General features: G+C 59.6%; 28 protein-coding genes, 1 tRNA gene and 1 pseudogene. 12 read left to right on the top strand and 18 right to left on the bottom strand.

From position 1 onward, the window contains the following. Window positions 1–86 precede the first annotated feature (86 nt). Window positions 87–413, bottom strand: coding sequence for a YchJ family protein (locus IG617_RS13710; RefSeq protein WP_338109992.1), 327 nt, complete (start codon window positions 411–413; stop codon window positions 87–89). Between the two features lie 18 nt (window positions 414–431). Next, window positions 432–488, bottom strand: a pseudogene (locus tag IG617_RS21825) (SEC-C metal-binding domain-containing protein); the annotation flags it as partial. A gap of 111 nt (window positions 489–599) precedes the next feature. Between IG617_RS21825 and IG617_RS13705 the strand changes: the two are divergent. Further along, entirely contained in the window at window positions 600–1,571 is a 972-nt protein-coding gene (locus IG617_RS13705; protein ID WP_192109780.1) for an endonuclease/exonuclease/phosphatase family protein, read from the top strand. On the opposite strand, the gene IG617_RS13700 is transcribed toward IG617_RS13705, so the two are convergent. The 3 genes from IG617_RS13700 to IG617_RS13690 all read right to left on the bottom strand — a co-directional run bounded on the left by IG617_RS13700 (window position 1,572) and on the right by IG617_RS13690 (window position 2,774). After that, on the bottom strand, window positions 1,572–1,901 hold the full coding sequence (locus tag IG617_RS13700; RefSeq protein WP_192109779.1) for a c-type cytochrome: 330 nt from the start codon (window positions 1,899–1,901) through the stop codon (window positions 1,572–1,574). A 119-nt stretch (window positions 1,902–2,020) separates the two neighbouring features. After that, window positions 2,021–2,509, bottom strand: a complete 489-nt coding sequence (locus IG617_RS13695) for a hypothetical protein (RefSeq protein ID WP_192109778.1) — start codon at window positions 2,507–2,509, stop codon at window positions 2,021–2,023. 190 nt (window positions 2,510–2,699) lie between these two features. Then, window positions 2,700–2,774: transfer RNA gene (locus IG617_RS13690), tRNA-Gly, on the bottom strand. A 273-nt stretch (window positions 2,775–3,047) separates the two neighbouring features. On the opposite strand from IG617_RS13690, the gene IG617_RS13685 reads away from it, so the two are divergent. The 4 genes from IG617_RS13685 to IG617_RS13670 all read left to right on the top strand — a co-directional run bounded on the left by IG617_RS13685 (window position 3,048) and on the right by IG617_RS13670 (window position 5,659). Beyond that, window positions 3,048–3,569, top strand: a complete 522-nt coding sequence (locus IG617_RS13685; protein WP_192109777.1) for a prolyl-tRNA synthetase associated domain-containing protein — start codon at window positions 3,048–3,050, stop codon at window positions 3,567–3,569. 110 nt (window positions 3,570–3,679) lie between these two features. Beyond that, window positions 3,680–4,666, top strand: coding sequence for a thioredoxin (trxA, locus tag IG617_RS13680; protein WP_192109776.1), 987 nt, complete (start codon window positions 3,680–3,682; stop codon window positions 4,664–4,666). An 82-nt stretch (window positions 4,667–4,748) separates the two neighbouring features. Next, window positions 4,749–5,426, top strand: a complete 678-nt coding sequence (locus IG617_RS13675) for an LON peptidase substrate-binding domain-containing protein (RefSeq protein ID WP_192109775.1) — start codon at window positions 4,749–4,751, stop codon at window positions 5,424–5,426. A 26-nt stretch (window positions 5,427–5,452) separates the two neighbouring features. After that, window positions 5,453–5,659, top strand: coding sequence for a Trm112 family protein (locus IG617_RS13670; protein WP_192109774.1), 207 nt, complete (start codon window positions 5,453–5,455; stop codon window positions 5,657–5,659). An 18-nt stretch (window positions 5,660–5,677) separates the two neighbouring features. Here IG617_RS13670 and IG617_RS13665 read toward each other — a convergent pair whose 3' ends face one another. Continuing rightward, window positions 5,678–5,992: a DUF167 family protein gene (locus IG617_RS13665; protein WP_254170557.1), complete on the bottom strand. Its 315-nt coding sequence runs from the start codon at window positions 5,990–5,992 to the stop codon at window positions 5,678–5,680. A 23-nt stretch (window positions 5,993–6,015) separates the two neighbouring features. Further along, the gene (locus IG617_RS13660) at window positions 6,016–6,306 is read right to left on the bottom strand and encodes a YggT family protein (RefSeq protein WP_153771422.1); all 291 of its coding nucleotides are present in this window, start codon (window positions 6,304–6,306) and stop codon (window positions 6,016–6,018) included. A gap of 244 nt (window positions 6,307–6,550) precedes the next feature. Between IG617_RS13660 and IG617_RS13655 the strand changes: the two genes are divergently transcribed. Next, window positions 6,551–7,354 carry a MipA/OmpV family protein gene (locus IG617_RS13655; protein ID WP_192109773.1) on the top strand — a complete coding sequence of 268 codons (804 nt, stop codon included), beginning with the start codon at window positions 6,551–6,553 and terminating at the stop codon, window positions 7,352–7,354. Between the two features lie 69 nt (window positions 7,355–7,423). On the opposite strand, the gene IG617_RS13650 is transcribed toward IG617_RS13655, so the two are convergent. Continuing rightward, on the bottom strand, window positions 7,424–8,254 hold the full coding sequence (locus IG617_RS13650; protein ID WP_192109772.1) for a pentapeptide repeat-containing protein: 831 nt from the start codon (window positions 8,252–8,254) through the stop codon (window positions 7,424–7,426). A gap of 169 nt (window positions 8,255–8,423) precedes the next feature. Between IG617_RS13650 and IG617_RS13645 the strand changes: the two genes are divergently transcribed. Continuing rightward, window positions 8,424–8,858: a L,D-transpeptidase gene (locus IG617_RS13645; RefSeq protein ID WP_192109771.1), complete on the top strand. Its 435-nt coding sequence runs from the start codon at window positions 8,424–8,426 to the stop codon at window positions 8,856–8,858. 292 nt (window positions 8,859–9,150) lie between these two features. On the opposite strand, the gene IG617_RS13640 is transcribed toward IG617_RS13645, so the two are convergent. The 4 genes from IG617_RS13640 to IG617_RS13625 all read right to left on the bottom strand — a co-directional run bounded on the left by IG617_RS13640 (window position 9,151) and on the right by IG617_RS13625 (window position 12,859). Next, window positions 9,151–10,170: a patatin-like phospholipase family protein gene (locus IG617_RS13640; protein WP_192109770.1), complete on the bottom strand. Its 1,020-nt coding sequence runs from the start codon at window positions 10,168–10,170 to the stop codon at window positions 9,151–9,153. 36 nt (window positions 10,171–10,206) lie between these two features. Then, a complete protein-coding gene (locus tag IG617_RS13635; protein WP_192109769.1) occupies window positions 10,207–10,989 on the bottom strand; it encodes a 3-hydroxybutyrate dehydrogenase in 783 nt (260 codons plus the stop codon). A gap of 110 nt (window positions 10,990–11,099) precedes the next feature. Further along, on the bottom strand, window positions 11,100–11,960 hold the full coding sequence (locus IG617_RS13630) for a hypothetical protein (RefSeq protein WP_209008480.1): 861 nt from the start codon (window positions 11,958–11,960) through the stop codon (window positions 11,100–11,102). Window positions 11,961–12,070: 110 nt separating this feature from the next. Beyond that, on the bottom strand, window positions 12,071–12,859 hold the full coding sequence (locus IG617_RS13625; RefSeq protein WP_192109767.1) for a hypothetical protein: 789 nt from the start codon (window positions 12,857–12,859) through the stop codon (window positions 12,071–12,073). Window positions 12,860–13,115: 256 nt separating this feature from the next. Here IG617_RS13625 and ispG point away from each other — a divergent pair, with 256 nt between their 5' ends. From ispG to IG617_RS13610, 3 genes are read left to right on the top strand one after another with little or no spacing between them, the layout of a single operon-like run. Then, a complete protein-coding gene (gene ispG / locus IG617_RS13620; RefSeq protein ID WP_192109766.1) occupies window positions 13,116–14,381 on the top strand; it encodes a flavodoxin-dependent (E)-4-hydroxy-3-methylbut-2-enyl-diphosphate synthase in 1,266 nt (421 codons plus the stop codon). Between the two features lie 15 nt (window positions 14,382–14,396). Next, the gene (gene pdxY, locus IG617_RS13615; protein ID WP_254170556.1) at window positions 14,397–15,299 is read left to right on the top strand and encodes a pyridoxal kinase; all 903 of its coding nucleotides are present in this window, start codon (window positions 14,397–14,399) and stop codon (window positions 15,297–15,299) included. Next, the gene (locus tag IG617_RS13610) at window positions 15,292–16,029 is read left to right on the top strand and encodes a DUF429 domain-containing protein (protein WP_192109765.1); all 738 of its coding nucleotides are present in this window, start codon (window positions 15,292–15,294) and stop codon (window positions 16,027–16,029) included. Before pdxY ends, IG617_RS13610 begins: the two co-directional genes overlap by 8 nt. A 30-nt stretch (window positions 16,030–16,059) precedes the next feature. Here the strand turns inward: IG617_RS13610 and IG617_RS13605 are convergent, their stop codons facing one another. From IG617_RS13605 to IG617_RS13595, 3 genes are all read right to left on the bottom strand, one after another. Further along, the gene (locus IG617_RS13605; RefSeq protein ID WP_192109764.1) at window positions 16,060–17,295 is read right to left on the bottom strand and encodes a L,D-transpeptidase family protein; all 1,236 of its coding nucleotides are present in this window, start codon (window positions 17,293–17,295) and stop codon (window positions 16,060–16,062) included. A 274-nt stretch (window positions 17,296–17,569) separates the two neighbouring features. Then, the gene (locus IG617_RS13600; protein WP_192109763.1) at window positions 17,570–18,526 is read right to left on the bottom strand and encodes an acetyl-CoA carboxylase carboxyltransferase subunit alpha; all 957 of its coding nucleotides are present in this window, start codon (window positions 18,524–18,526) and stop codon (window positions 17,570–17,572) included. 185 nt (window positions 18,527–18,711) lie between these two features. Then, window positions 18,712–19,542 (bottom strand): DUF3108 domain-containing protein, encoded by an 831-nt coding sequence (locus tag IG617_RS13595; RefSeq protein WP_192109762.1) that lies wholly within the window; start codon window positions 19,540–19,542, stop codon window positions 18,712–18,714. Window positions 19,543–19,878: 336 nt separating this feature from the next. Between IG617_RS13595 and rpmB the strand changes: the two genes are divergently transcribed. Continuing rightward, entirely contained in the window at window positions 19,879–20,175 is a 297-nt protein-coding gene (gene rpmB / locus IG617_RS13590; RefSeq protein WP_192109761.1) for a 50S ribosomal protein L28, read from the top strand. A gap of 28 nt (window positions 20,176–20,203) precedes the next feature. Continuing rightward, entirely contained in the window at window positions 20,204–20,857 is a 654-nt protein-coding gene (locus IG617_RS13585) for a queuosine precursor transporter (RefSeq protein WP_192109760.1), read from the top strand. A 79-nt stretch (window positions 20,858–20,936) separates the two neighbouring features. Here the strand turns inward: IG617_RS13585 and IG617_RS13580 are convergent, their stop codons facing one another. The 3 genes from IG617_RS13580 to cobT all read right to left on the bottom strand — a co-directional run bounded on the left by IG617_RS13580 (window position 20,937) and on the right by cobT (window position 24,600). Beyond that, window positions 20,937–21,560: a LysE family translocator gene (locus IG617_RS13580; protein ID WP_192109759.1), complete on the bottom strand. Its 624-nt coding sequence runs from the start codon at window positions 21,558–21,560 to the stop codon at window positions 20,937–20,939. An 86-nt stretch (window positions 21,561–21,646) separates the two neighbouring features. Further along, window positions 21,647–22,687, bottom strand: a complete 1,041-nt coding sequence (locus IG617_RS13575) for an esterase-like activity of phytase family protein (RefSeq protein ID WP_192109758.1) — start codon at window positions 22,685–22,687, stop codon at window positions 21,647–21,649. Continuing rightward, window positions 22,687–24,600, bottom strand: a complete 1,914-nt coding sequence (cobT, locus tag IG617_RS13570) for a cobaltochelatase subunit CobT (protein ID WP_192109757.1) — start codon at window positions 24,598–24,600, stop codon at window positions 22,687–22,689. The genes IG617_RS13575 and cobT overlap by 1 nt, the downstream gene beginning before the upstream one ends. Window positions 24,601–24,606 lie beyond the last annotated feature (6 nt).

Genomic DNA, 24,606 nt, shown 5'->3' with positions numbered 1-24,606 from the left:
GCCCACGGGTATTCAGGTGGTTTCAGGCGTCCAGGGGACCCGCGTCTTGCAAAGGTCTCGCCAAATCGCCAGACGGGAGCAGTCCATCAGGGTGTCGAGACGGCTTCGACGTAGTACCAGCGCCCGGATTTTTTCCGAAACAGGCTGTTTTCCCGGTGGGTTAGCAGCTTGCCGCCCGCAAGATAGCTTGCCTCGAAAAGCACTGTTCCCTCCCGGTCACGGGCCGCACCTTTCGTGCTGCCGAGAACCTTGAGGCCGGTCCAGTGGCTTTCCGACGCCCATTTTGCTGTTGCTGCAAAATCAAACGACGATTGGAACTTCGGCCAAAGCGTTTCCTTCAGATAGGCGATGTTTTCGCGGACATAGGCACTGTAACGCGAGCGCATCAATTCTTCCGCCGTTTCAGGTTTTATACGGCCGGTGAGAAAGGCTTCGCAGCACAGCTCAAAGGGTTTTCCGGAGCCGCAGGGGCAGGCATTTGAAGTCATGGCGGCGAGCTCGTTCGCGGGAATGGAGACTTGATGTGTCCTATCACCATGTGCCGGTGCAGGCTATGCTTGCATCTGCGTGACTGCCCGCCCTGGCTTGAGGAACAAGAAATGCGCCTTGCGACCTTCAATCTGGAGTCCTTTGGCGAGGACCGGTTCAGGCCGGACAATCTGATTCCACGGCTTTCTGCTCTGCGTCCTCGGCTGATCGAGCTTGATGCGGATATTCTCTGTCTGCAGGAGGTGAATGCGCAGAAGCCGCTGGGCGAGAAGCGGCGCGATTTTGCCGCTCTGGACCTTCTTCTTGCCGAAACGCCTTATGCTGATTTCAACCGAGCCGCTGGTCAAAGGCCCGATCTCCAGGGGCCGGCTGACCGGCACAATCTTCTCGCGCTGTCCCGCTATCCGATCGACGAGGTTCAGGTTCTCTATCATGCAAGGGTTGAGCCGCCGCTCTGGCGGCCGAAAACGACGGGTGCGGATGACATTTGCGAAGACCTCATGCGGTTCGACCGCCCGATCCTGCAGGTGAAGCTGGACATCGGTGCTGAGCAGTCCTTGCATCTTTTTGTGGTGCATTTGCGTGCTCCGATCGCTGCGGCTTTGCCCGGCGGCAAGTCTGGGGCGAGCTGCTGGAAAAGCAGTTCCGCCTGGGCCGAAGGGTATTTTCTGTCGGCGATGAAGCGAACGGCTCAGGCGCTGGACCTGAGGTTGGCCATTGATGCCCTGTTCGACAAGGAGCCGGATGCCTTGATTGCGGCGGCAGGCGACTTCAATGCGACCGGGGACGCGAGCGCTCTCAGGCTGATCTGCGCGGATCCGGAGGATACCGGAAATCAGGATCTGGCCACGCGTCAGATGTATCAGGTTGATGAGATTTTGCCGGCGGAAGAACGCGGCACTGTGCTGCATAACGGCCGGGCGCAGGCGCTTGACCATATTGTGGTCAGCTCATCGCTTAGGAGACGCGTGGCCGGAATTCACGTTTTCAATGAGCAGCTTGCCGACGAACTCAAGGACGCCGAGACAGACGCTCGGGAGGGCTCGTTTCATGCGGCGGTCTGTGCGGAGCTCGCTCTCTGATCAAGGCTCCAGCGTCTTGATGTAGCGGGCGATGTCAGCGATCTCCATGTTGGAGAGGCTCATGCCGGGCATTTGCGGATGCGGGTCGGCGAGGAAGGTCTTCAACGTCGCCTCTGAGATCGCGTCCTCTGCGGCCAGCTCGTAAAAGCTTGCAAGCGGAGCGTCGTTCACAACCGGCTGGTTCTTTGAGACCAGATGGCAGGCCGAACACCATTTCAGGGCGAGGACCTTGCCGTTCTCCCTCTCTGCCGCTGCGCCAGGCGTTGAAAGCAGCGGCAAGGCGGCGAGCGACAAGGCAACCATTAAGACGTGCGTCCTGAAAATCTTCATTGCTCTCTCCTTCAATCAAACAGCCGGCGACCACACCGAAAAACTGTTTGGACGTCAGGTTGAGAGCATTGCACGCAGGTGTCTTGGGGCGCTTTGCGTCTGGTCAAAGTGCCGGCCTTTTACGCCTCGACGTTTTCTTCCTGCGTCAGGCGGCGCAGATGGTTGAAGAACATCTCTGCCGCAATGGCCAGGAACGAGATCAATAGCACGCCGACATAGGTTGAGTGTTCCAGAAGTTCGGCCCGGTCACCCACGATGACATCGAAAATCGCAAAGCCGAGGAAGATCACGATGGAAAGGGCAATCGCAAGATCGGCGAGCCTTGCTGCGCCGGGTTTCCCTTTGGCCAGATGATAACCGGCATAGAGGAAGGGCAACGCGACGGCAAACTCGACAATGCCGGCAAACATCAAGGTCGGATAGACATGGGCGGCATCGATCGAAAGCCGATCGAAATACATCGTGAATTTCTCAATGCGATCGTTGCCCCACCAGCGGAAGCTGCCGAGATCTTTCCGCGCCAGGATCTTGTCCAGGGCGTTCAGCATCCAGAAGCTGAACCAGAACAGGACGATAACAAGTGAAATCGGACGCTTGAGCGCGAACATGCAAGGCTTCTCCCACCAGGCTGAAACACTGGCATGATCAGAGACATGCCTTTCCCGGTGGTTTAAGCCTCCGCGGTTTTACCGAGCGGTTTCCCGTTAGGGTAAATGAAGGCTTGTGAAGCAGGAGGGCCTGAAACCAAAAAGGCCGACGATCTTGAGATCATCGGCCTGTGCGCCATTCGGCGGAATTTGGAGCGGGCGAAGGGATTCGAACCCTCGACCCCAACCTTGGCAAGGTTGTGCTCTACCCCTGAGCTACACCCGCATTTTTTGCTGAACTTCAGTCTGTTGCCAGACTTTGGAGGCTCCCGAAGGGCCCCTGTCTCAGCGAGGTGCGCAGTATATGGACTATGAAGAGATGGATTGCAACAGGCAAATTACAGCAAAAAATTTATGCACATGCGTTGTGGATAATCGTCTCGCGAAGTTGCTTGAAAATCAAGGAATTCCGGGACTTGCAAGAGAATTTCGACCTTGAGCTTTGGGGCCGGTTCGGGCTAGATCGGACCTATTGAGCCAGGAACAGGGTAACAATTTCATGCCGGCAAGCCGCAACGACCTAATGGATTTTTTCGCCGCTCACGGCATCGAGGTGACGACGCTCGACCATCAGCCGGTCTTCACTGTTGCGGAATCCGGCGACCTGCATGAGCGCATCGCCGGCGGCCATACGAAAAATCTGTTTTTGAAGGACAAGAAGGGACGCCTCTTCCTGGTGGTTGCCCTTCATGATGCGACGATCGACCTGAAAAAGATCCACCAGATCATCGGCGCGCAGGGCCGGGTGTCCTTCGGCAATGCGGACCTTCTGATGGAGATGCTCGGTGTGACGCCGGGGTCCGTGACGCCCTTTTCGCTGATCAACGATCGGGAGGGCCAGAACGTGACACCGATTTTTGATGCCGCCATGATGCAGCACAAGGTGCTCAACTATCACCCGCTGCTAAATGATGCGACGACCTCGATCGCGCGCGAAGATCTTTTGAAATTTGCCGAAGCATGTGGACATTCGCCCCAGGTGCTTGCGGTGAGCGCCGAGGCGCAGGAACTGGGTTTGTAATTCATCTCTGGCGACGCCATGTTAGGCGCAAATGACGGCCCGTGCGGATCGCGCGGGAAAATGCGGTCTTCGGTTGAGCGAGACACGCCTGAAATCAGGGGCAGATTCGAATGAGCACTGGCAATTACTCAATGGGCGGCCAAATTGGCGCCGGTTTTGGCGGCAGCATGGGCGGAAGCGGTTACGGCGGCAATGGCGGCGGCGGTGGTAATGGTCCGGCCGCTGGGGGCGACCTTGTCTTCGATGTGACCACGCAGAACTTCATGCAGGACGTCATGGAAGCCTCGCGCAGCCAGCCGATCCTCGTTGATTTCTGGGCGCCCTGGTGCGGGCCATGCAAGCAGTTGACGCCTGTGATCGAGGGTGCGGTAAAGGCTGCCGGCGGAGCAGTCCGTCTGGCCAAGATGAATATCGATGACCACCCGGAGATCGCTGGTCAGCTGGGCATCCAGTCCATCCCGGCCGTGATCGCGTTCAAGGACGGCCAGCCGGTTGATGGCTTCATGGGCGCCAAGTCCGACAGCGAAGTGAAGGCTTTCATTGAAAAGCTGGGTGGCCAGGCTCCGGTCAGCCAGACCGAGGCGTTTCTCGAGCAGGCGGCGGGTCTGCTCGAGGCGAAAGACTTCGGCCAGGCGGCGCAGCTGTTCGGCGCAGTCATGCAGATGGAGCCGGACAACGTGCAGGCAATCTGCGGTCTGGCCCAGTGTTACCTTGGCGCAGACGAGACCGAACGGGCGGCACAGGCTCTGGAGATGGTGCCGGAAGACAAGCAGGACGACCCTGCCTATGTCGCGGCGAAAGCCGCTCTTGAACTGGCAGAACAGGCCAAAGCCCTTGGCGACCTGGCAGAGCTGCAGGCTCGCATCGACAAGGATCCTCTGGATCTTCAGGCCCGTTTCGACCTGGCACTTGGTCTCAATGGCAAGGGCGACAAGAACGGTGCGGTGGATCAGCTGATCGAAATTGTCCGCCGCGACCGCGAATGGAACGAAGACGGCGCGCGCAAGCAGCTTCTGCAGTTCTTCGAGGCCTGGGGTTTCAAGGAACCGGCGTCCGCCTATGGGCGGCGCAAGCTGTCGGCCGTTCTGTTTTCTTGACCCGGCCAATGCTGCGCCACACATAAGGTTGTAGGCGCGTGTCAACGGGCTTTGGGTCATCAAGCAGACAAAGGACGAGTGAATGCAGGCGGGAAATGCCATTTACGAAATGATTGCGGATTTGCCGCCGGTTTTGCCCGTTTTCCCCCTTTCGGGCGCGCTGCTGCTGCCGCGCACCCAGCTGCCTTTGAACATCTTTGAGCCGCGCTACATCGACATGATCGATGCGGCGCTCGCGGGCAACCGGTTGATTGGCATGGTTCAACCGGAACCTGCGCTTGGTCAGCAGGACGACGATGTGCCCGTTCTGGCGCGGATCGGCTGCGTTGGGCGGTTGACCAGCTTTCAGGAATCGGGCGATGGCCGCTATCTGATCACCCTCCAGGGGGTGATGCGTTTTGCCGTCGGACGCGAGGTGGATGCGATCACCGCGTTTCGCCAGGTGGAAGTCGATTTTGCGCCCTTCGCGCAGGACCTTCAGTCCGGTGTCGGCGAAGAAGAGGTCGATCGGAACAGTCTTCTCAAGGCGCTGAGGGACTATCTCGATGCCAACAACATGGAGGCAGACTGGGAGAGCGTTTCAGAGGCCGAGACCGAAGTCCTGGTCAACGCGCTTTGCATGATGTGCCCCTATGGCCCTCAGGAAAAGCAGGCGCTTCTGGAGGCGCGTGATCTCAAGATGCGTGCGGAAACCCTGATTGCGATCACCGAGATGGATCTGGCCCGAACGCAAAATGACGGCAGCACTACGTTGCAATAACCTATTGCCCTTATGGAGTTTTCGGCATGGCCGACACTGAACCTGCCCAGCCCGTTGATCGCAAGGTCGACCGCAAGTTGTTGGAGCTTCTCGTCTGTCCGGTGACAAAGACGACGCTGGAGTATGATGAAGAGCATCAGGAGCTGATCTCGCGTGCGGCAAAGCTCGCCTATCCGATCCGCAATGGCATCCCGATCATGCTGGCGGAAGAGGCCCGGCCTCTGGAGGTCTGATCTAAGCCGCGCTAGGTGTCAGCTCTTGCCGGACAGCAGCTCGGTGAGCCTGTCGGAAAGCTCAGCGCTGTTTCCTTCAAGACGCAATGTCTTCAAGCGGGCGGTGGCTCCTGTCTCCAGTGAGACCGCGGACTTGGGCAGCTTCAGGGTCTTGGAAATCAGTTTGACGAGGGCAGCGTTGGCGCCGCCCTTTTCAGGAACAGCGCGCACATAGGCCTTGAGCGCGGCTCGGCCATCCGCGAGCACTTCAATCCTGTCCAGCGTATCGCGTGCCGCCTTGGGCGTCAGCCGAACGGTCAGCATCAGTCCGTCGCCGGTCTGTTTCCAGGGCAACGGGCTGTCTCCGTCGGACAAGCTTAAAAGACGTTGGGATAGATGTAGCGGACGATGATGTTCTGGATCAGAAAGATTCCAAGCAGCAGGGCGATCGGCGAAAGATCGACACCACCCAGGTTCGGCATCACACGCCGGATCGGACGCAAGGCCGGCTCGGTCAGATTATAGAGGGTCTGACCAATGGTCGCGATGACCTGGTTGCTCGAGTTCACGATGTTGAAGGCGTAAAGCCAGGAGAAGATCGCGCTGGCGATGATCACGTAGGTGTAGAGGTTCAACACCAGGAGAACAACGTCGAGAATAGCTTGCATCAGGAACCGCCCGTAGCCTGTCAGAGATCGTGTTAGGCAATTCATGTAGCTTTCCCGCCCGCCAACTGCAAGGCGAAGCTTGTCTCAAGCCCCGAACTTGGTGAATTTGCCAGTTTTTGTATGGGCTTGTCCGTGAGATGCGGAAATGACACAGAGCGATAGAAAGATCGTGAGGCGAGGCTTTTTTTACAGTTGGCGTGATATGGTGACCTCAAATTCGAACCATCTGAATGTGAGTCCCTTGATGACATCAGTACTTAAGCGCTTCGGACTGCTGCTTTGCGCGAGCGTCGCTGCAGGCAGTGTTTCGGCTCAGGACCTTTCGACAGGTGCACCAGAGCGTCAGCGGCAGTTCGAGATCGACCTCGGTATCGGCGCGATGGTCAAGCCGCGGTTTTCTTCCTCTGAATCCTATCTGGTCGCGCCTTTCCCGATTATTTCGGTTGGCCGGTTCTATGTCCCGGGCCTTGGACAGGTGGTCGATGGTCGGCGCAAGTCCGGTATCTTCTTCTTCCCGTCCTTCGGCTTCGTCGGCGAACGTAGTTCTGATGATGCCAAGGATCTTGCGGGCACCAAGGATGTTGACTGGGCGCTTGAGCTCGGCCTCGGCGGTGGCTATCGGACAGAGCATTTTCGGGTCTTCGGTGAGCTGCGCCAGGGCATCAACGGACACACCGGACAGGTCGGACAGCTCGGTCTGGATGGTATCATCTATCCGACAGACCGGTTTGAGTTCAGCATCGGACCACGCGCGTCCTTCGCATCCGGCGAATATATGGACACCTACTTCGGCGTGACGTCGTCAGAAGCAACGGCAAGCGGAGGCAAGCTTTCGGCCTATAACGCCAGCGCCGGCTTCAAGTCAGTCGGCATCTCCGCGCGCGGCAGTTACGATTGGAACGACACCACCCGTTTGCACCTGCAGGCTGGCTATGACCGTCTGATCGGTGATGCGGCCGATAGCCCGATCACGGATCAGGGCTCCAAGGATCAGTTCCGGATCGGCATGGGCGTCAGCTACAAGTTCTCTTTCGATCTCTTCAAGTAGGATCGTTTGGCAGCTTCTTTGCTGATTTGAAAGATCAAAGGCGCGTCCAGGGGACGCGCCTTTTTTGTATCAGGTGCAGGGCTCGAGGGTGATGCCGTAGGGAAGGACCGTCTTGTCGTCGCCGCAAGCGCCGATGATGCGCTCTTGCGTCAGTCCGGAGACACCCGACAGATTTGCGCCGGCCAAACGGGTGCGCCGCAGAAGTGCGCCGCTCAGGTCGGCACCCGTCAGGTCTGCGTCGGTGAGATCGGCACTCGAGAGCCGGACGCCGGTCAGATCCGCGTCCTTGAAGTTTGCTCCCCGTGCAAAGACCCGATCCAGATCCGAATACTTGAGGCGGGCATCGGAAAAATCAGCACCGGTCAGATTGGTCCGCTCCAGGTCGACCTGGTCCATCTTGGCGCCGTGAAAAATCGCGTTCGAGGCGTCGCAGCGGATCATGCTGGCGTTGCGCATGTCGACCTGGGTGAAATCGGCGCCGGACAGCGAGGCTTCATTGAGGTCGGCGTCGCGCAGGTCGGCCTTGAAAAACTTGGCGCCGATGAGCGTTGCCTTTTCGAGATCGACGGAGCGCATGGAGGCCTCGGTGAAATCGCCATAGTGGAGCTTGGCCCGTTCCACTTCAGCGCGCCGGAAATCGGCCTCGCGGAAGCTGCTTTCGATGATGACGACTTCCTTCATGTCGGCTTCCCGCAGAATGGTCTCGTCGAAATTGCCGCCCGTGATCTCCAGGCCCCGCAATTCGCGCAGGCGCAGATCACAGTCCGGACATCCATTTTGCGCGATGATGTCGTCAAGACTTTGTGCGGCGGCGGGCGTCACAGCCAGGAGAGTCGCAAGCGGAAGCCAAAGGCCCAAAGCCGATGCCAAGGCTCGTATGCTGGCGTTTGACTGCATCATGGTTCGCTCCTCGCGGGTTTCCGTAATCTTTATCTGGGTGCTGCCTGCCATGGCATAAAGAGCTTTTATGTCAAAAATCCAAATTTACCCTAACCTTGCGACAGATGTCTGTCAGATAGTCTTGCGTCAGGTGTCATGCTAGGCTCTTCGCATAAGTGGGGGATTTAGTATGCGTTTTATCTTTATTCTGCTTCTTGGCAGTCTCGCCATCTTGCCGGTTTCGTCGTTTTCATCCGCTCATGCGGGCTCTGTCGTTGCCAAGATTGATCTTTCTGACCAGCGGATGAGGGTCTACATCAACGGCTTTCCGCGCCATTCGTGGCCGGTGTCGACGGCCCGCAGCGGCTATCGCACGCCGATCGGAACCTTCAAGCCGGGGCGAATGCACGAACGTTACTTCTCGAAAAAATATCACAATTCGCCGATGCCCCATTCGGTCTTTTTCTATCATGGCTACGCCATTCACGGCACAACAGCGATCAAGAAGCTGGGAAGCCCGGCATCGCACGGGTGTGTGCGGTTGCATCCGGACAACGCGAAGCGGCTTTTCTCGCTCATCGCCAAAAACGGCAAGAAGAATGCGAAAATCGTGATTACCCGCTAGGGCTTTGGACGTTTGGGGAAAGGTTGGAGGGAAGAAACGGGCGGGGTCGCAGGTGCCCGTTCCTTCCATCCACTTTGCTGACGACGCACAACCTGACAATCAGCATGCCATTGCTATTGCAAGAGGCTTGCCAACTTGATTGCGGGCCGATTTCGTCATGATCTTGTGCCGCGCTGCCCTGGAATGACAGGATGTTGATTGTCTTCAGGTTTTGATAACCACCCCTGCTTCGCAGAATGCGAGGCGGCTTGCGAGGGGCGGCTTAATGGCGGTTAACATCAGTTGAGAGACGTTAAATGAATTCCTGGCGGAGATTGACCGTCGAGTGACTTCCGACCGCATCGAAATTCTGGTCGACCCAGCTCTCAGCCGCGTTGCGGCCGATGCTCTTCAGTTCCGTCAGGAACGCCCATTCGGCATTGACCTTCGACGATGCCTGCAAGGGCTTGAGCTCGTCGGCCGTGATCCGATGGACATGAACCTTCATGTATTGCTCGGCCGAGAGCTTTTCATCCTCGATCAGACGGCTGACGAAATCGACCGCACGAAGCTCGCGGAGCAGGGTCGAGTTGAAGGTGATCTCGTTGACGCGGTTGAGAATTTCGCGGGCGGTTTTCGGCGTCTCCCGCCGCTCGACCGGATTGATCTGAATGAGGACGATGTCGGGGGTGCCTGTGTTGTAGAACAGGGGATAGAGCGGCGGATTGCCCATGTAGCCGCCGTCCCAGTAAGGCTCTCCATCGATCTCCACCGCTTGGAACAGATGGGGGAGACAGGCAGAAGCCATCACAGCGTCCAGATTGACATCGCGCTCGCTGAAGACGCGGATCTTGCCGGAATAGACATTGGTCGCCGCCACGAAGAGCCTGAGCCCCTGGCATTGATGGACCCTGTCAAAGTCGACGACCCGGTCGACCACATCGCGCAGCGGATTGATGTTGAGCGGGTTGAACTCATAGGGCGAGGAAAAGCGCGACATGAGGTCAAAGGCGAGATAGCTCGGCGAAAAGTCGAGGCTCCATTGACCCATGGCAACATCGATGGGCGAGCGCTTGATCGGGCTCAGGAAGGCTTGCTGGCTGACCTCCCACCAGAATTGATCCAGTTTCTCGCGGGCGCCCTCTGCGCCGTTTTCCTGAAATCCGCTGGCCAGGACCACCGCATTCATTGCGCCGGCCGACGTTCCGGTCAGTCCGTCAATGTGGAAGCGGTTGTCCTCCAGCAGCCAGTCAAGAACGCCCCAGGTGAAGGCACCGTGAGCACCGCCGCCCTGCAGGGCGAGATTGATCCGCTTGGGAGCTGGCGATGCCATGGTGTTTCCTTGTGCTGTCAGGCTTTGTGGATCGCGCTACTGCGCAGTCCAGCCCGCGTCGATTGGCAGGATAGATCCTGTGATGGAAGACGCTGTGTCGGTGCACAGGAAGACCGCAAAGCCAGCGACCTGCTCAACTGTCACGAATTTCTTGGTCGGCTGGGCCTTCAGGAGAACGTCCCGCTTGACCTCTTCTTCGGTGATGCCGCGTGCCTTGGCCGTGTCGGGGATCTGTTTCTCCACGAGGGGAGTCCAGACATAGGCCGGACAGATCGCGTTGACCGTGATGCCCTGTTCCGCGACTTCGAGCGCGACGGTCTTGGTGAGACCCGCAATGCCGTGCTTGGCGGCGACATATGCGGCCTTGTAGGGCGAGGCGACAAGGGCGTGAGCGGACGCGGTGTTGATGATCCGGCCCCAGCCACGCTTTTTCATGCCGGGGAGCGCCGCGCGCGTGGAGTGGAATGCAGAGGTCAGGTTGATTGCAATGATCGCGTCCCACTTGTCGATGGGAAACTCATCGACCGGTGAAACATGCTGGATGCCGGCGTTGTTGACCAGGATGTCAACCGAGCCGAGTTCGTTCTCGGCGTTCTGGATCATGGTCGCAATTTCGTCGGGCTTGAGCATGTTGGCGGCTGAATAGATGCAGCGAACGCCAAAGTCGTTTTCGATGGCGGCGCGGGTCGCTTCAATCTCATCTGCATCGCCGAGGCCGTTGATCACGACATTGGCGCCCTCTTCGGCGAAGGCGCGGGCGCAGGCCAGTCCAATTCCGGATGTGGATCCGGTGACAACAGCTGTTTTGTTCGCAAGCATTCGATTGGCTCCCAGAAATGAACTTTGGCTGACTTTTTACGATGTTTCACTGCACTGCAACAGGGCTTTCGCCCGGCGATGGAAAATTGATGCTTTCGTGAGGCAAGACCTCAACGCCGGTTGATCCGGTTGACTGAGGCAAGCGCCTTTTCTGCCTTCTCCCTGGCGGACTGACGGCTGGTGTCTGCCTGTTCGTAGACCTGGCGGGTCAAGCCGAGGCGCGCGGCGAACCGTTCGCGGATCAGACCGTAAAAGGTCGCGTGGAGACTGGCGAAGATCCAGACCGTCAGCAGCATGGAGCCCATGGGGAAGACGGCAGAGCGGATCTGTTCGAGGATCGGCTCGCCTGCGGTCAATGCGCCCGCGGCCGTCAAGGCAAGGTACCAGAGGCCGATCAGGCAGCCCGCCAGGAGGCTCATGATCAGGGCCGAGAATGCCATGGACCATCCAAGTCCGCGCGTGGCGCTCCAGCTCTCCTTCAAGGTCAAGGGATCATCGACGGCAGCCGCGGGCAGAACAACCGAAAGCTTCTGGACCACCATGAGCGAGATAAAGGGCGCCGCCAGGAAAAGCAGGAAACCCAGGCCGCCGGTGAACATGGCGATGATGGACGCAACGATGCCGAGCGGGATCAGCGCGACAATGCCGATCAGCGACAGGACAATCTGGTTGATGATGATGGACAATGTGCGCTTCGAGACTGTCAGCGGAAAGTCCCGTGCGTCGATCAAAATTCGGCGCACATAGGCAATCGCGATCGAAAAGCCGATGAGGATATTGGCAAGGATGGCGAGAAGGCGCAGGCCGCCCTCATTTGGCTCGCCGACCGGCTCGGTCATATAGGACACGGTTGAAAATCCGGCGCCGGGCGACAGCACCGAGCCAATGGCGAAGTTGAGCGCCGCCATAAGGAGGATATAGGCCCAACCGGTTCGGAACAGGGTTCCCTGATGGGCCATGGCTAGTGACAACGATCGCTCCAACAGCGTGACAAACACTTTTCCAGTCTCCCGCAGCGCGATCCTTCACCGGTCTCGCCCCAACATAGTGATTTCGGCGGAGCTTTGAAGGGCGTGTGTGGTCAGTCAGAGCGGGAGGGGCCTGCTCCTGCTCCGTGAGCCCTTTCCATCGCAATTCGGTAAGCTGCGGTGATCACGGAGATCCCGAGGACCGTGACGATGATCTGCAGCAGCAGGTTCAGGATCAGCACCTTGAACTGGATCAGGATCAGCGGCAGCCCACCACCGACGAAACCCAGCAAGAGCTGCAGGCCGACACTGACGACGATGAAAGGCAGCGAGAGGGTGAAAGCCGCACCGAACATGGACCAGCCAAGCCCCTTGCCGAGTTCATAGGCTTCCTTGAAGCCGAGCGGCCGTTCAACGGCGACTGCCGGCAGGGTGAGATAGAGACGCATGAAATGCGGCACCAGAAAAACTGCGGCCACGAGCCAGAGGACGATCATCACCGCCGGCGCCTGGAGCATCGAGCTGAGAAGGGCAAAGACAAGAACCACAGGCAACGTGCAAACCATGAGAATCAAGGCGAGCAGGATCATCTTGAGAATGAACTGGCCTTCGATTGCGCCCAATTTCAAGTGGATGAGGTCAGGTTGTTCGCCAAGAAGGCCGAACCTGTGCCAGGCGACGGAAATGGAGGCGGAAGAGGCGAGGGCAAAGACAAAAGAGATGATGGCGATCAGTGCTGCCGCCGGTGTGGTTTCGGTCGTCTCCTGGGTCTCGCCAACCAGGAGCTGGGTGGCAATGATCGGCACAAATTGAAGAACGAACCAGGCACCGCAGGCCCGGAAGACCGTCTCGAGGTTTCCAAAGACGAGATAAAAAGAATCTCTGAGAATACGTTTGAACACGGTCAACCCTTAGAAAAGTGTTTGGCAATAGCAGCTGGCAATGCCCGTCATGCGACGGCTGGGCGGGCGATTGGCGAGAATTGAGTGCGACCTTAACGGGAGACGTTTCCTTTGTCATCGACCAGCTGTGCAGTCTTTCGAAGGCCGCTCCGGCATTGCCCTTTTGGTCAAGGCGCACTAATCAGGCGGGGAAAGCTTGTGGTGCGCGCACCTGCGCCACATATGCAGCCCAAACGCAGCGAAACGGCATAGGTCCATGATCGACAATTTCGCAAAGCAGTTGCCGCGTCGGCGGTCCGTGCCGGTGAAGGTCGGCAATGTCACGGTTGGCGGCGACGCGCCAATCGTCGTGCAGTCGATGACCAACACGGATACGGCGGACGCGGATGCGACGGTCGCCCAGGTCGCAGCGCTGGCGCGCGCCGGGTCGGAGATCGTCCGCATCACGGTCGACCGGCCGGAAGCCGCGGCCCAGGTGGCGCGTATCAAGGATCGGCTGGACCGGATCGGCATTGATGTGCCGTTGGTTGGCGACTTCCACTACATCGGCCACAAGCTGCTGACCGACTATCCCGATTGCGCGGCCGCTCTCGACAAATACCGGATCAATCCGGGCAACGTCGGCTTCAAGGCAAAACGGGACACTCAGTTTTCGCAGATCATCGATATCGCCCAGAAGTACGACAAGGCCGTTCGGATCGGCGTCAACTGGGGGTCGCTGGATCAGGAACTCCTGACGCGCCTGATGGATGAGAATTCCACCAGCGACAAACCGGTTTCCGCTGCTGCGGTCATGCGTGAAGCGATCATCCAATCCGGACTTTTGTCGGGTGAACGGGCCGAGGCCCTGGGTATGGCGCGCGACAAGATCATCCTGTCCGCGAAGGTGAGCCAGGTGCAGGATCTGATCGCGGTCTATGCAGATCTGGCGCAGCGGTGTGATTACGCGCTGCACCTGGGCCTGACGGAAGCGGGCATGGGGACCAAGGGTATCGTTTCGTCCGCCGCCTCGATGGGAATTTTGCTCCAGCAGGGCATTGGAGACACGATCCGTGTCTCGCTGACGCCAGAGCCTGGCGGCGACCGCACCCGCGAGGTGCAGGTTGCCCAGGAGCTTCTGCAGGTCATGGGGTTCCGGGCGTTTGTGCCGGTCGTTGCCGCCTGTCCGGGGTGCGGGCGGACGACGTCGACGGTCTTCCAGGAATTGGCCAGCGACATTCAGGACCACATCCGTGTGTCGATGCCCGCGTGGCGCGAGCAGTATCCCGGGGTCGAGAATCTCAATGTCGCCGTCATGGGCTGCATCGTGAACGGTCCGGGCGAATCCAAGCACGCGGATATCGGGATTTCCCTGCCGGGCACCGGCGAGACGCCATCGGCGCCGGTTTTTGTCGATGGTGAGAAAGTCACCACGCTGCGGGGCGACGATATCGCTGACGACTTCAAAAAAATGGTGCTTGATTACATCGAGAACCGCTATGGCAAGGGGGCGATGAGCCCTTCTTCCGCCGACATTGCCTGACGAAAGCTGTCCTTCATGACATCGATGCCTGGTTCACAGGAGAGTTCCAAACCCGCCATTCTCGTGATCACGTCCCAGGTCGTGCGCGGCGGGATCAGTGGGCGCGGGCTGGTTTTTGCGCTCGAAAGACTGGGCCATCCGGTCTGGTTTCTTCCGACGATCCTTCTGCCCTGGCACCCCGGACAAGGTGCCGGCACTCGGATTACCGCTCCTGCAGCCGATTTTTCCGCGATCGTCGAGGATCTCGTGAAGTCGCCGAAACTCGAGGAGATCGGCGGGATCGTGACGGGCTATCTCGGCAATGCCGAACAGTCCGCTCCGATTGCGAAACTGATCAAGGCGGTGAAACAGGCTTCGCCGGACGCGCTCTATGTTTGCGATCCGGTGATGGGTGATCACTTTGACGGTGATCGCAGTGGCCTCTACGTGCCCAAATCCACAGCGGAAGCGATCCGCGATGACCTTGTGCCGCTGGCCGATATCGTCACGCCGAATTGCTTCGAGCTGGGCTGGCTGACGGGCCGCGACGTTACGACCGAGCTTCAGGCCCTTTCGGCGGCGCGGGATCTGGGCAACGACCGGGTTCTGGTGACCTCTTCTCCGGCCATGCGCCGCAACTCCATTGCGAACCTGCTGGTCATGCGTCGTGGTGCGCTGGCAGCTGAGCATGCGACCGTGCCAAACCCGCCCAACGGCACTGGCGACCTGATGGCCGGGCTCTTTCTGGTGCGCCTGCTGGAAGGCATGCAGGATGAACAGGCGCTCGTGCGTGCGGCCGGGTCGACCTTCGAGATGGTTGCGCGCAGCGTGAAAAAGGGCGCGGATGAGCTGCTCATCGCCGAAGAGCAGATGACGCTGGGCCGGCCGATGGCTCTTGTCTCCAGCCGGCGGGTTCTTGAAGCAACGGGCCGTGCCTGACCCTGGAAGAATACGGGTCGCTGGCGCCGACGGCTGCAAGGCTGGCTGGGTAGCTGTTTCGTCTGGTCTGGAAGGCGAGGGACCTCACCAACTGCAGGTTTTTGAAAACTTCCCGGCCTTACTCGCGCATCAGCCTGAATTTGCGACCGTCGCCGTCGACATGCCGATTGGTCTGCCTGACCACATCGGGCCACGAGGACGTGGATCGGAGCAGGCGGTGCGCCAACATCTCGGCCAACGTCAGTCTTCCGTCTTCGCCGTACCCTCTCGGGCCGCTGTTTATATGGCTGACTATCTCGAGGCCTGCACAGTCGCTCAGGAAACGTCGGACCCGCCGAAGAAGGTCTCCAAGCAGTGCTTTTATCTTTTTCCGAAAATTCGCGAGATCGACGCGGTGATGACGGTGGATCTGGAAGAACGGATCTTTGAGGTTCACCCGGAACTCGCCTTTTGGAGGCTGAACGGCGAGGCGCCCATGAGCCTGCCGAAGAAGATCAAGAGCCGGCCAAATGGTCCGGGTCTGGATCAGCGCCGGGATCTTCTCGTGTCCCACGGTTTTGACAAGACGTTTCTGGATCAGGCACCGCCCAGAGGCGTCGGGCGGGATGACCTTCTTGATGCGGCCGCCAATTGTCTGATCGCCTCACGAATTGCCGGGGGTACGGCGGAGCCGTTCCCGGCCGACTATTGCCGCGATGGCAAAGGCCTCAGAATGGCGATCTGGGCCTGAGCAGAGCTTCTAACTGGCAGTATCAGGCGTTCAGGGCTTTGAGGCTGGTACAAGCTCGGTCGAGATCTCACCGACTTCCGGCGACGGGGTGTCGTCTTCAGCCTTGTTCCCAAATGGCACCCAGCGCTTGAAGAACGAGCTGGTTGTGCTCGGCTTGGCAACGCTCGGCGCGAAAGCGGTCTCGACCGATGTTTCGTCGGTTGCCGGCTTTGGAGCGATTGCGCCGGGAGCAGCGGGCGTGGAGGCTGTCTGTGTCTCGGCGGTTGAGGCGGGGTCGGCTTCATCTGCTTGGGTTCCGCCACCGATCACATTGGCAATTTTCGTCTGCCGTTCTTCCCAGCGCTTCTGACGCTCTTCACGGGCATCCAGGCGGGCGACGATCTGTTCGTATTTCTGATCGTCCTGGCTTTGCTTCTTGCTGACCAGCTGCTGCAAGCGCGGTGACACCTGATAGTCAGGGCATTTCGCAGATGCGCGGAACGGGATGCCTTCAACAAGTGGCGTGGCGTCGAAGACATATTTCTTCTCACATACGGAGACTTTCGGCGGCACCTGGGTCAATTCAAAGTGGTCGTAGCCGGTCTTGAGCATGCGCCAGAATTCCATGTGCTCGCTGTCGCGATGCTTGGCCATGTTTTCCGGTGTCATTTCGAACGGATAGGCCTGGACCTGGAAAGAGCGCTGGCCACCCTTGAAGCTGTCGCGGGCCAGGGCGTAGATGTCCTGTACCTGTGCGTCGGTCATTGCGTAGCAGCCGCGCGACGAACAGGCGCCATGAACCATCAGGTGCGAGCCCGTGCGGCCATGAGAGCGGTCGTAGCTGTTGGGGAAGCCCAGGTTGAAAGCCAGGTGATAGCTCGAATTCGGGTTCATCAAGCCGGGTGTGATCTCATAGAAGCCTTCCGGCGCCTGCCGGTCGCCTTCCTTGAACTTCGGCCCAAGTTTGCCCGACCATTTGCAGATCTCGAATTCTTCCAGAAGCGCGAACCTGCCGTTGCGCTTTTCCTTCCAGACTTCGAGCGTGTTCTCTTCCTTGAAGATCCGGATGAGAATCGGCGACGTCCTGCTCATGTTCAGATCGGTGATCTTGCGCTTGATTTCGCTGGAAACCGGCCGTTGGGCCTTTGGTCCATAGCCAAGCTCATCGGCCTGACATCCTGCGAGAACACCGGCGACAAGAAGGGCGCCGCCCAGATTGCGCGCGCGCCGGAAAGACGGCTGCGTCAGTCTTGAAAACGTTGCCTTGGGATTTTGCCAATGGGCCATGAGAACGTCCCGAAAACTCCAACTCGTTCCGGTCGGCCGGAACACCAATCGGGCACCGGGCGGTGAAATCGCGCCCGACGCCAGTTATCAAAACTAGGCAGCTATGGTTTATGGCGGGTTACCTGACCGCCAAAATATGTCTCTGATTATCTCAGGGCATATCCCGCTGACAATCAAGTCCGACCTTTGCTGTGCCCCCAAAATCGGGCCAAACAACGGCAAACGGGGGCGCCGATGGTCACCCCCGCACACGGTTTCGTGAGATCAATCAGTCTCAGGACAGGGTACGTCCGATGTCGAGGAATTTCTCGCGGCGCTGCTTGCGGATCTCTTCCGGCGAGAGCTTGGAGAGCTCTGCAAGGGCGGTCTCCATGGCGGAGCCTGCACGATCGATCACCGTCTCGCGGGCACGATGGGCGCCGCCGACCGGTTCCTCGACAATGCCGTCGATGACCTTCAGCTGCAGAAGATCCTGCGCCGTCACCTTCATGTTGGTCGCCGCGTCCTGGGCTCTTGCGCTGTCACGCCACAAGATGGACGCCGCCCCCTCGGGCGAAATCACCGAGTAGATCGCGTGTTCGAGCATCAGCACCTTGTTGGCGGTGGCAATTGCAATCGCGCCGCCGGATCCGCCTTCACCGATGATGAGCGAGATGGACGGCGTGCCCAGTCCGAGACCCTTGTCTGTCGAGCGGGCGATCGCTTCAGCCTGTCCACGCTCTTCGGCGCCGACACCTGGATAGGCACCGGCCGTGTCGACCAGCGACAGAACGGGAATGTTGAAACGCTCGGCCATATCCATGATGCGTACCGCTTTGCGGTAGCCTTCCGGACGGGCCATGCCGAAATTGTGCTTCAGGCGGGACTGGGTGTCCGAGCCTTTTTCCTGGGCGAGAACTGCGACCGACTGGCCACGGAAACGGCCGAGGCCGGCGATCAGGGCGTGATCTTCGGCGAAGTTCCGGTCACCGGCCAGCGGTGTGAAGTCCTCGATCAACCCGGAGATATAGTCGGCCGCATGCGGACGGTCAGGATGCCGGGCGACCATGGTTTTCTGCCAGGGTGTCAGCTTGGAATAGAGGTCCTTGAGCGTCTGCGACGACTTGGTGTCCAGCCGCTTGATCTCATCCTCGATGTTCACGGCCTCGCCATCGGCCGCCAGGGCACGAAGCTCCTGGATCTTGCCTTCGATGTCCGCGACGGGTTTTTCAAATTCCAAATAGCTGTGCATGTACTCGTTTACCTGGAACAAGCAGCCGCCGGGCGCCTTGAGAGCAAGGTGCAAGGGCCTGTTTTGTGACGTGATCCGACAGGGATGTTGCAGTGCCCTGTTTGTCTTTAGTAGTCGGCTCTAGCAAGAGAAAGGGGCACGCGCAAGAGCGTGCCGCCGGCTTGATCACTCTTGCCCTTGCTTTGTCAGCGTGCAGCGCGATCGCTTCCGTCACCGCCAATGTTGAGTTTGGAGGCTTGAACCACCAGTCGCCCGGAGGTGGTGTCGATGGAAATCCGGTAAGGGATCAGCACGTTGTCACGGCCCATGGGCGCGAGCCAGGCTTCCATGCCGGCCTTGGCCATGTATTTGACCGACTTTTTCGACGGGCGGTGGCCTGCCACGGGAACCCACTGCGCCTTGCAGATCACGACCTTGCCATCATAGCCCTTGCCGGACACTTCCTTCGTGCCCTTGTAGCTCAGCTTGATGTCGAAACGTGTCCAACCGTCAAAAACCGGCAGCTTGCGCTTGCAGGCCTCGGGCCCAAGGGCGTCCTTGCCGGCGCGCACCGGCATCAGGGCTGCGCTCAAGGGGTCCATGGCATTCTTGCGATGGCGGCCCGTGACCTTGATGCGTTCCTTGTTCGGCTTGAACTGCGGCGTGACTTCCATGTTCCTGATGTGTCCGGATCCCTGCTTCAGCGCGACATAGAAGTCGCGGTTGGCAGCGTGGGACGCCATCTGGTAGCGCGATGGCACGACCTTCGATCCGACCAGCCAGCCGGAAGCTTCCGCGCCGCCCTTGCCTGTGGAGAAAAGCGTGCCGATGCCGGCGGGCTCCAGCCCGACCTTGGCGGAATAGGCGTTGCCCTGCAGCATGAGCGACAGGCTGCCCCGACCGACGGTGAACCCGGCGATCGAAATATTGTAGAGACCGCCGACGCTGCTTTTCTTGGCGTTCGCCGGAGCTGCAACAAGAGCGCATGCCAGAAACGGCAGAGCAAGAAATCGCCCAAATGATCTAAAACCAGACACTTCAAACCTCCACGCCGTCGGAGTTGACGACGATCTTGCGCCCCCGCGCTGTTGCCCCTGCGGAAAATTGCTTGCGCAAATCACCTGAAGCGGACGTGCCAATTGTTCGTGCGTATGGTAACTCAGTCGTTAACGTAGCACGTGATCGTGTCGGAAAACCACGGAATCGCATTCCGCGCGTTTTGAAGCCTTGACGATAGCGTGCTTGGTCAGTATAGCAGGCCAACTTTTTCCGTACAAAGCCGGAGATGCGTAGCCGGGCCTCAGGTCCGCTCCCTTCCGGTTGCAACTGCCGGGCCCGTTTCGTGGGCCGGCCAAAAGATAAAAGGTGATATCATGGCACGCCGTTGCGAACTTTCCGGCAAAGACGTGATGACGGGTAACAACGTCTCGCACGCCAACAACCGTTCCCGCCGCCGCTTCCTGCCGAACCTGTGCGTCGTATCCCTGCTGAGCGAAACACTGGGTGAGTCATTCCAGCTGCGCATCAGCGCGCATGCCCTGCGCTCTGTTGAGCACCGCGGTGGTCTTGATGCGTATCTTGCAAAAGCGTCATCCGATCAGCTCTCCCTGAAGGCGCGTCGGATCAAGACAAGCATCAAGCGTCAGCAGGCTGCTGCAGTAGCGGCCTAACGCTCTTCCCTTTGATGGGTTAAAAGAAATGACAGATTCCCGGAGTTTCTCCGTGGCCCGACTCGCCATCGCGACCCTCGCGATGGCGTCTGTCGTTGTGGCCTCCAATTTTCTGGTTCAGTTCCCGGTTCAGGGAATGCTTGGCGCGGTCAATCTCGCCGACATTCTGACCTGGGGTGCCTTTACCTATCCTGCCGCCTTTCTGGTGACCGACCTGACCAATCGCCGGTTCGGGCCCAATGCCGCGCGTTTCGTCGTGGTCGTGGGTTTCCTGGTCGCCGTGCTGCTGTCGATCTGGCTGGCAACGCCGCGGATCGCAATTGCCTCAGGCTCCGCGTTTCTGGTAGCTCAGCTGCTTGATGTGACCGTCTTCGACCGGTTGCGCCGTGCGACCTGGTGGAAAGCGCCGATTGTTTCCTCCCTGCTGGGATCAATCGTGGACACTGTGCTGTTCTTCTCTCTGGCCTTTGCCGCGATCTTCTCGGCCACATTCGGATACCACGACGATTTCGCCGCAGAAGTGGCGCCGTTGTTTGGCGTGTTTGCTCTGGAAGCGCCGCGTTGGGTCTCCTGGGCGCTGGGTGATTTCGCAGTGAAGATCCTTGTCGCTGTCGCGCTGCTTGCGCCATACCGGATTGTTCTGAGCTTTCTGCAGCCAGCACCGAACGGATCGGCTGCATAAACGCCGCGCCGAACGTCACGAATTTTTGGACTTCAGAAAAAGCCTCTCGATCCGGGAGGCTTTTTTGTTTGCGGGGCTGTTAAATCATGCGGGCGGTCAGCAGGCGCAATCCAACGCCGCCGAAGACAATCGCAAACAGTCCATTGAACCAGCGGTGCAAGCGGGCATAGCCGTTCCTCAGCGCGGGCACAGCGAACAACCAGCCATAGCCAAGGAACACGGTGGTGCTCATCATCCCGATCATCACGATGACGGGGAGAAGCTCGGCAAAGCTCGAGTTCGGCGGAACGCCAACGGAATAGAGCGATCCAAAGAAAAGAATCGCCTTAGGGTTGGTTAGGTGCAGCGCATATCCTTTGCGGAAAGCTGAGCTGCCAGAATGCACCTGGATAGGACTGACCTGTTTTTCGGCGGGGGAAAAAGCGGCTCTGGCGGATTTAAGCGCTAGAAAAATCAAGTAGCCGGCGCCGACGTAGCGAATGACCTCCAGCACCCAGGCATTGGCCAGCATCAACGTTCCGAGGCCGAGAGCTGCGGTAATCGACCAGGTCAGAGAGCCGCACAAGACGCCAAAAGCCAGCGCCATTCCGTGTTTGCGACCCAACGCCATGGACGTTCCTGCGATGGCCAAGGTTGCCGATCCAGGCGTGGCGAGTGCAAGGAGAGCAACGCTGAAAATCAAGGGATAATTGATCGTTTCCATGCGGGTTTCTCCAGCTTGCGCGTTTGAACTCAACAGGGTTGTCCCACCATTTCTCAACAGCGGAGCTGTCTTGAAAAGGAGACCTTTCAGAGACCATCCATTTTGAACCGCAACAGCAGCGTTCTTTGCAAGAGCGACCGGTTGTTGTCAGACAGGAGTGTCAGAATGGTTGCGCCGTCCGGGCCCTCATGGATGGCGATGCCTTCCATGTTGTCGATCTGGTAGCCGTAGTCGGCCTCCAGCAGGACCTGCCCCTCAAGCCGAGCTCCGGGCAGGATATCTGCGTCATGAATGAGACGTATGCGCATGCCGACCAGGTCGCGCAGATTAAAGCGCCGTTCCAGCAGCAGCAAATCGCCAGAGGGGAGGAAGGTTGCGTCGGTCACGTCATAGCGGTCCGAGCGTGCCACCGAGAGCATCTCCTGATGACCGTCCTTGAGCAGAAACCCGGGGATGCTGTCGCTGCCGCTCGGGCCGCGCTCGGCAATGGCCAGAGCGGTTCCCTGAAGGCGCGATCCTGCCGGCGCCATGGCCAAGGCCTCAAGTCCCTTGCTGCCGCGCAATGCCTTGATCTCGGCGGAAACCGCCAGCTCTTCGATCATCCGTTCCTTGCCGGTGGTCAGCGGCCAGGGAAAGCGGAAGATGTCGTTGGCCCGTTCCGCCGTGACCAGAAGGCTGTCACCGTCGATCGCGATGGCTTCCGTGTCATGCTGCCAGGCGGCACGCAGGGTCTTGCGGCTGCGGTTGAGCATCGGCGTGTAACGGGCATTTGCGACGTCGAGCGGGGTTCCGTCCGGGCTCTGCTTGATGTCGGCTGCGAACCAGAGGCCGTTGTCGGTGATGGCGAGGATCTGATTGCCGCTGTTCAGGCTCAGGAGCCCCGACAAGCCACCGACGTTGCGATCGGCGGAAATCAGTTCCAGTCCACCCAGAAATGTCAGCGGGCCGAAGGTGTGGAGGTTCCGGCCGATCTGAAAACGGTCGAAGGGCCGGGTCTTGACCTGAACAGGCTTGGCAGCCTCAAGAAGAGCCAAATTCCCGGCTTCGACAGCCGGGAATGGCAGCAGTAGACAGCAGCCGAGCGCAGCGGCGGCGAGCGCACGCAAGCGCCGGCCGCCTTCTGCCATCAGCGCCGTCCTCCGGCGCGTTTTTTTCTTCGGCCGCGGACCGGCGTCTCTGGAACCTCGTCGTCAAACAGATCAGCCAGCTGATCCGTCATGGCACCGGCCAGCTCTTCGGCATCGACGATGGTGACGGCGCGCTTGTAGTAGCGGGTCACATCATGGCCGATGCCGATGGCGATCAGCTCGACCGGCGAGCGGCCCTCGATTTCCTCGATGACATGTCGCAGGTGGCGCTCGAGATAGTTGCCCGGATTGACCGACAACGTGCAATCATCGACCGGTGCGCCATCGGAAATCATCATGAGGATGCGGCGCTGTTCCGGGCGGCCCAGAAGGCGCTCGTGCGCCCAGGTCAGGGCTTCACCGTCGATGTTTTCCTTGAGCAGCCCTTCGCGCATCATCAGGCCAAGGTTGCGGCGCGACCGGCGCCACGGGGCATCGGCGGACTTGTAGATGATGTGGCGCAGATCATTCAAACGCCCGGGCGTTGCGGGTTTGCCGGCGCCAAGCCACGCTTCCCTGGATTGACCGCCCTTCCACGCCTTGGTAGTAAAACCGAGGATCTCGACCTTGACGCCGCAGCGCTCAAGGGTGCGGGCAAGGATGTCGGCGCAGGTGGCGGCAACCGTGATCGGCCGGCCACGCATGGAGCCGGAGTTGTCGATCAGGAGGGTCACGACCGTGTCGCGGAAATTCGTGTCGCGCTCCTGCTTGAAGGCAAGCGGTGCCGTCGGGTCGGTGACCGCACGGATCAGGCGCGCCGTATCGAGGATGCCTTCTTCCAGGTCGAAATCCCAAGACCGATTCTGCTGGGCCATCAACTTGCGCTGCAGTCGGTTTGCGAGCCGCGCGACGGCACCTTGAAGGTTGGTCAGCTGCTTGTCGAGGAAGCCGCGCAGCCGGTCCAGCTCCGCCGTGTCGCAGAGATCTTCGGCGGTGACAGTCTCGTCGAACTGGGTGGTGAAGACCTTGTAGTCGGATGTGGGCGCGCGGTTGGAGAACGGCATGTCCTGCCGGTCGCTTTCGCCGGACTCTTCCGAGGCGTCGGCCATGTCGTCTTCGGAGAAGTCTTCCATTTCGCTGTCGGCGGCATCCTGCTCGCCCGCGTCCTGTTCTTCTCCCGACATCTCCATTTCCTGGGGAGCCGCTTCCTGTTCGCCGGTGTCCTCTTCGCTGTCGCCGCCGGTTTCCGCTTCGTCGTTGTTGCCGTCGTCCTCGCTCTGGTCCGGATCGTCGTCCTGATCCTGATCGCCGATTTCATCGGCCATCTCGAGGGACGTCAGCAGCTGATGGACCTGTTTGGCAAAGCTCTCCTGATCCTCGACGCGTGTGGTCAGAAGATCGAGATCCTTGGCAGCCTTTTCCTCGATCCAGCCGCGCCACATGTCGACCAGTTTGGCCGCACTCGGCGGTGGCGGCGCGCCGGTCAGGCGCTCGCGGACCATGAGAGCGATGGCGTCCTGAAGCGGCGCTTCCTCGCGGCTGACCACTTCTGGCGCATTGGCCTTCTTGTAGCGGTCGTCGAGCATGGCGGAGATGTTGTCGGCCACACCTTCCATGCGGATTGAGCCGACAGCATCGCATCGGGCCTGTTCGACAGCCTCAAAGATGGCGCGCGCTTCGGGACCGGACGGCGCCCTGCGGGCATGAAGCTTGGCGTCGTGGCAGGCAATTTTCAGGGCCATGGAATCGCCAAGGCCGCGGGTCACGGCAACTTCGCCGGCCGTCAGCTTGCGGGATGGCTCGGGCAGACGTGCGGTCGCTCCGGACAGGCCGGGACGGTCGCCGGAGAAGATGATCTCCAGCTCCGGCTCACCGGCAATCGCCCGGATGGTTCCGGTGACCGACTGCTTGAACGGTTCTGTCGACGGCGTCGACTTGCCGTTCGGATTGGAGTTGCTGCCCGGCCCTGCCATGCGGTC

It is taken from the genome of Roseibium polysiphoniae, from assembly GCF_014842925.1.
GTDB classification, from domain to species: Bacteria; Pseudomonadota; Alphaproteobacteria; order Rhizobiales; family Stappiaceae; genus Roseibium; species Roseibium polysiphoniae.
This window is presented reverse-complemented; position numbering and strand designations above follow the sequence as displayed.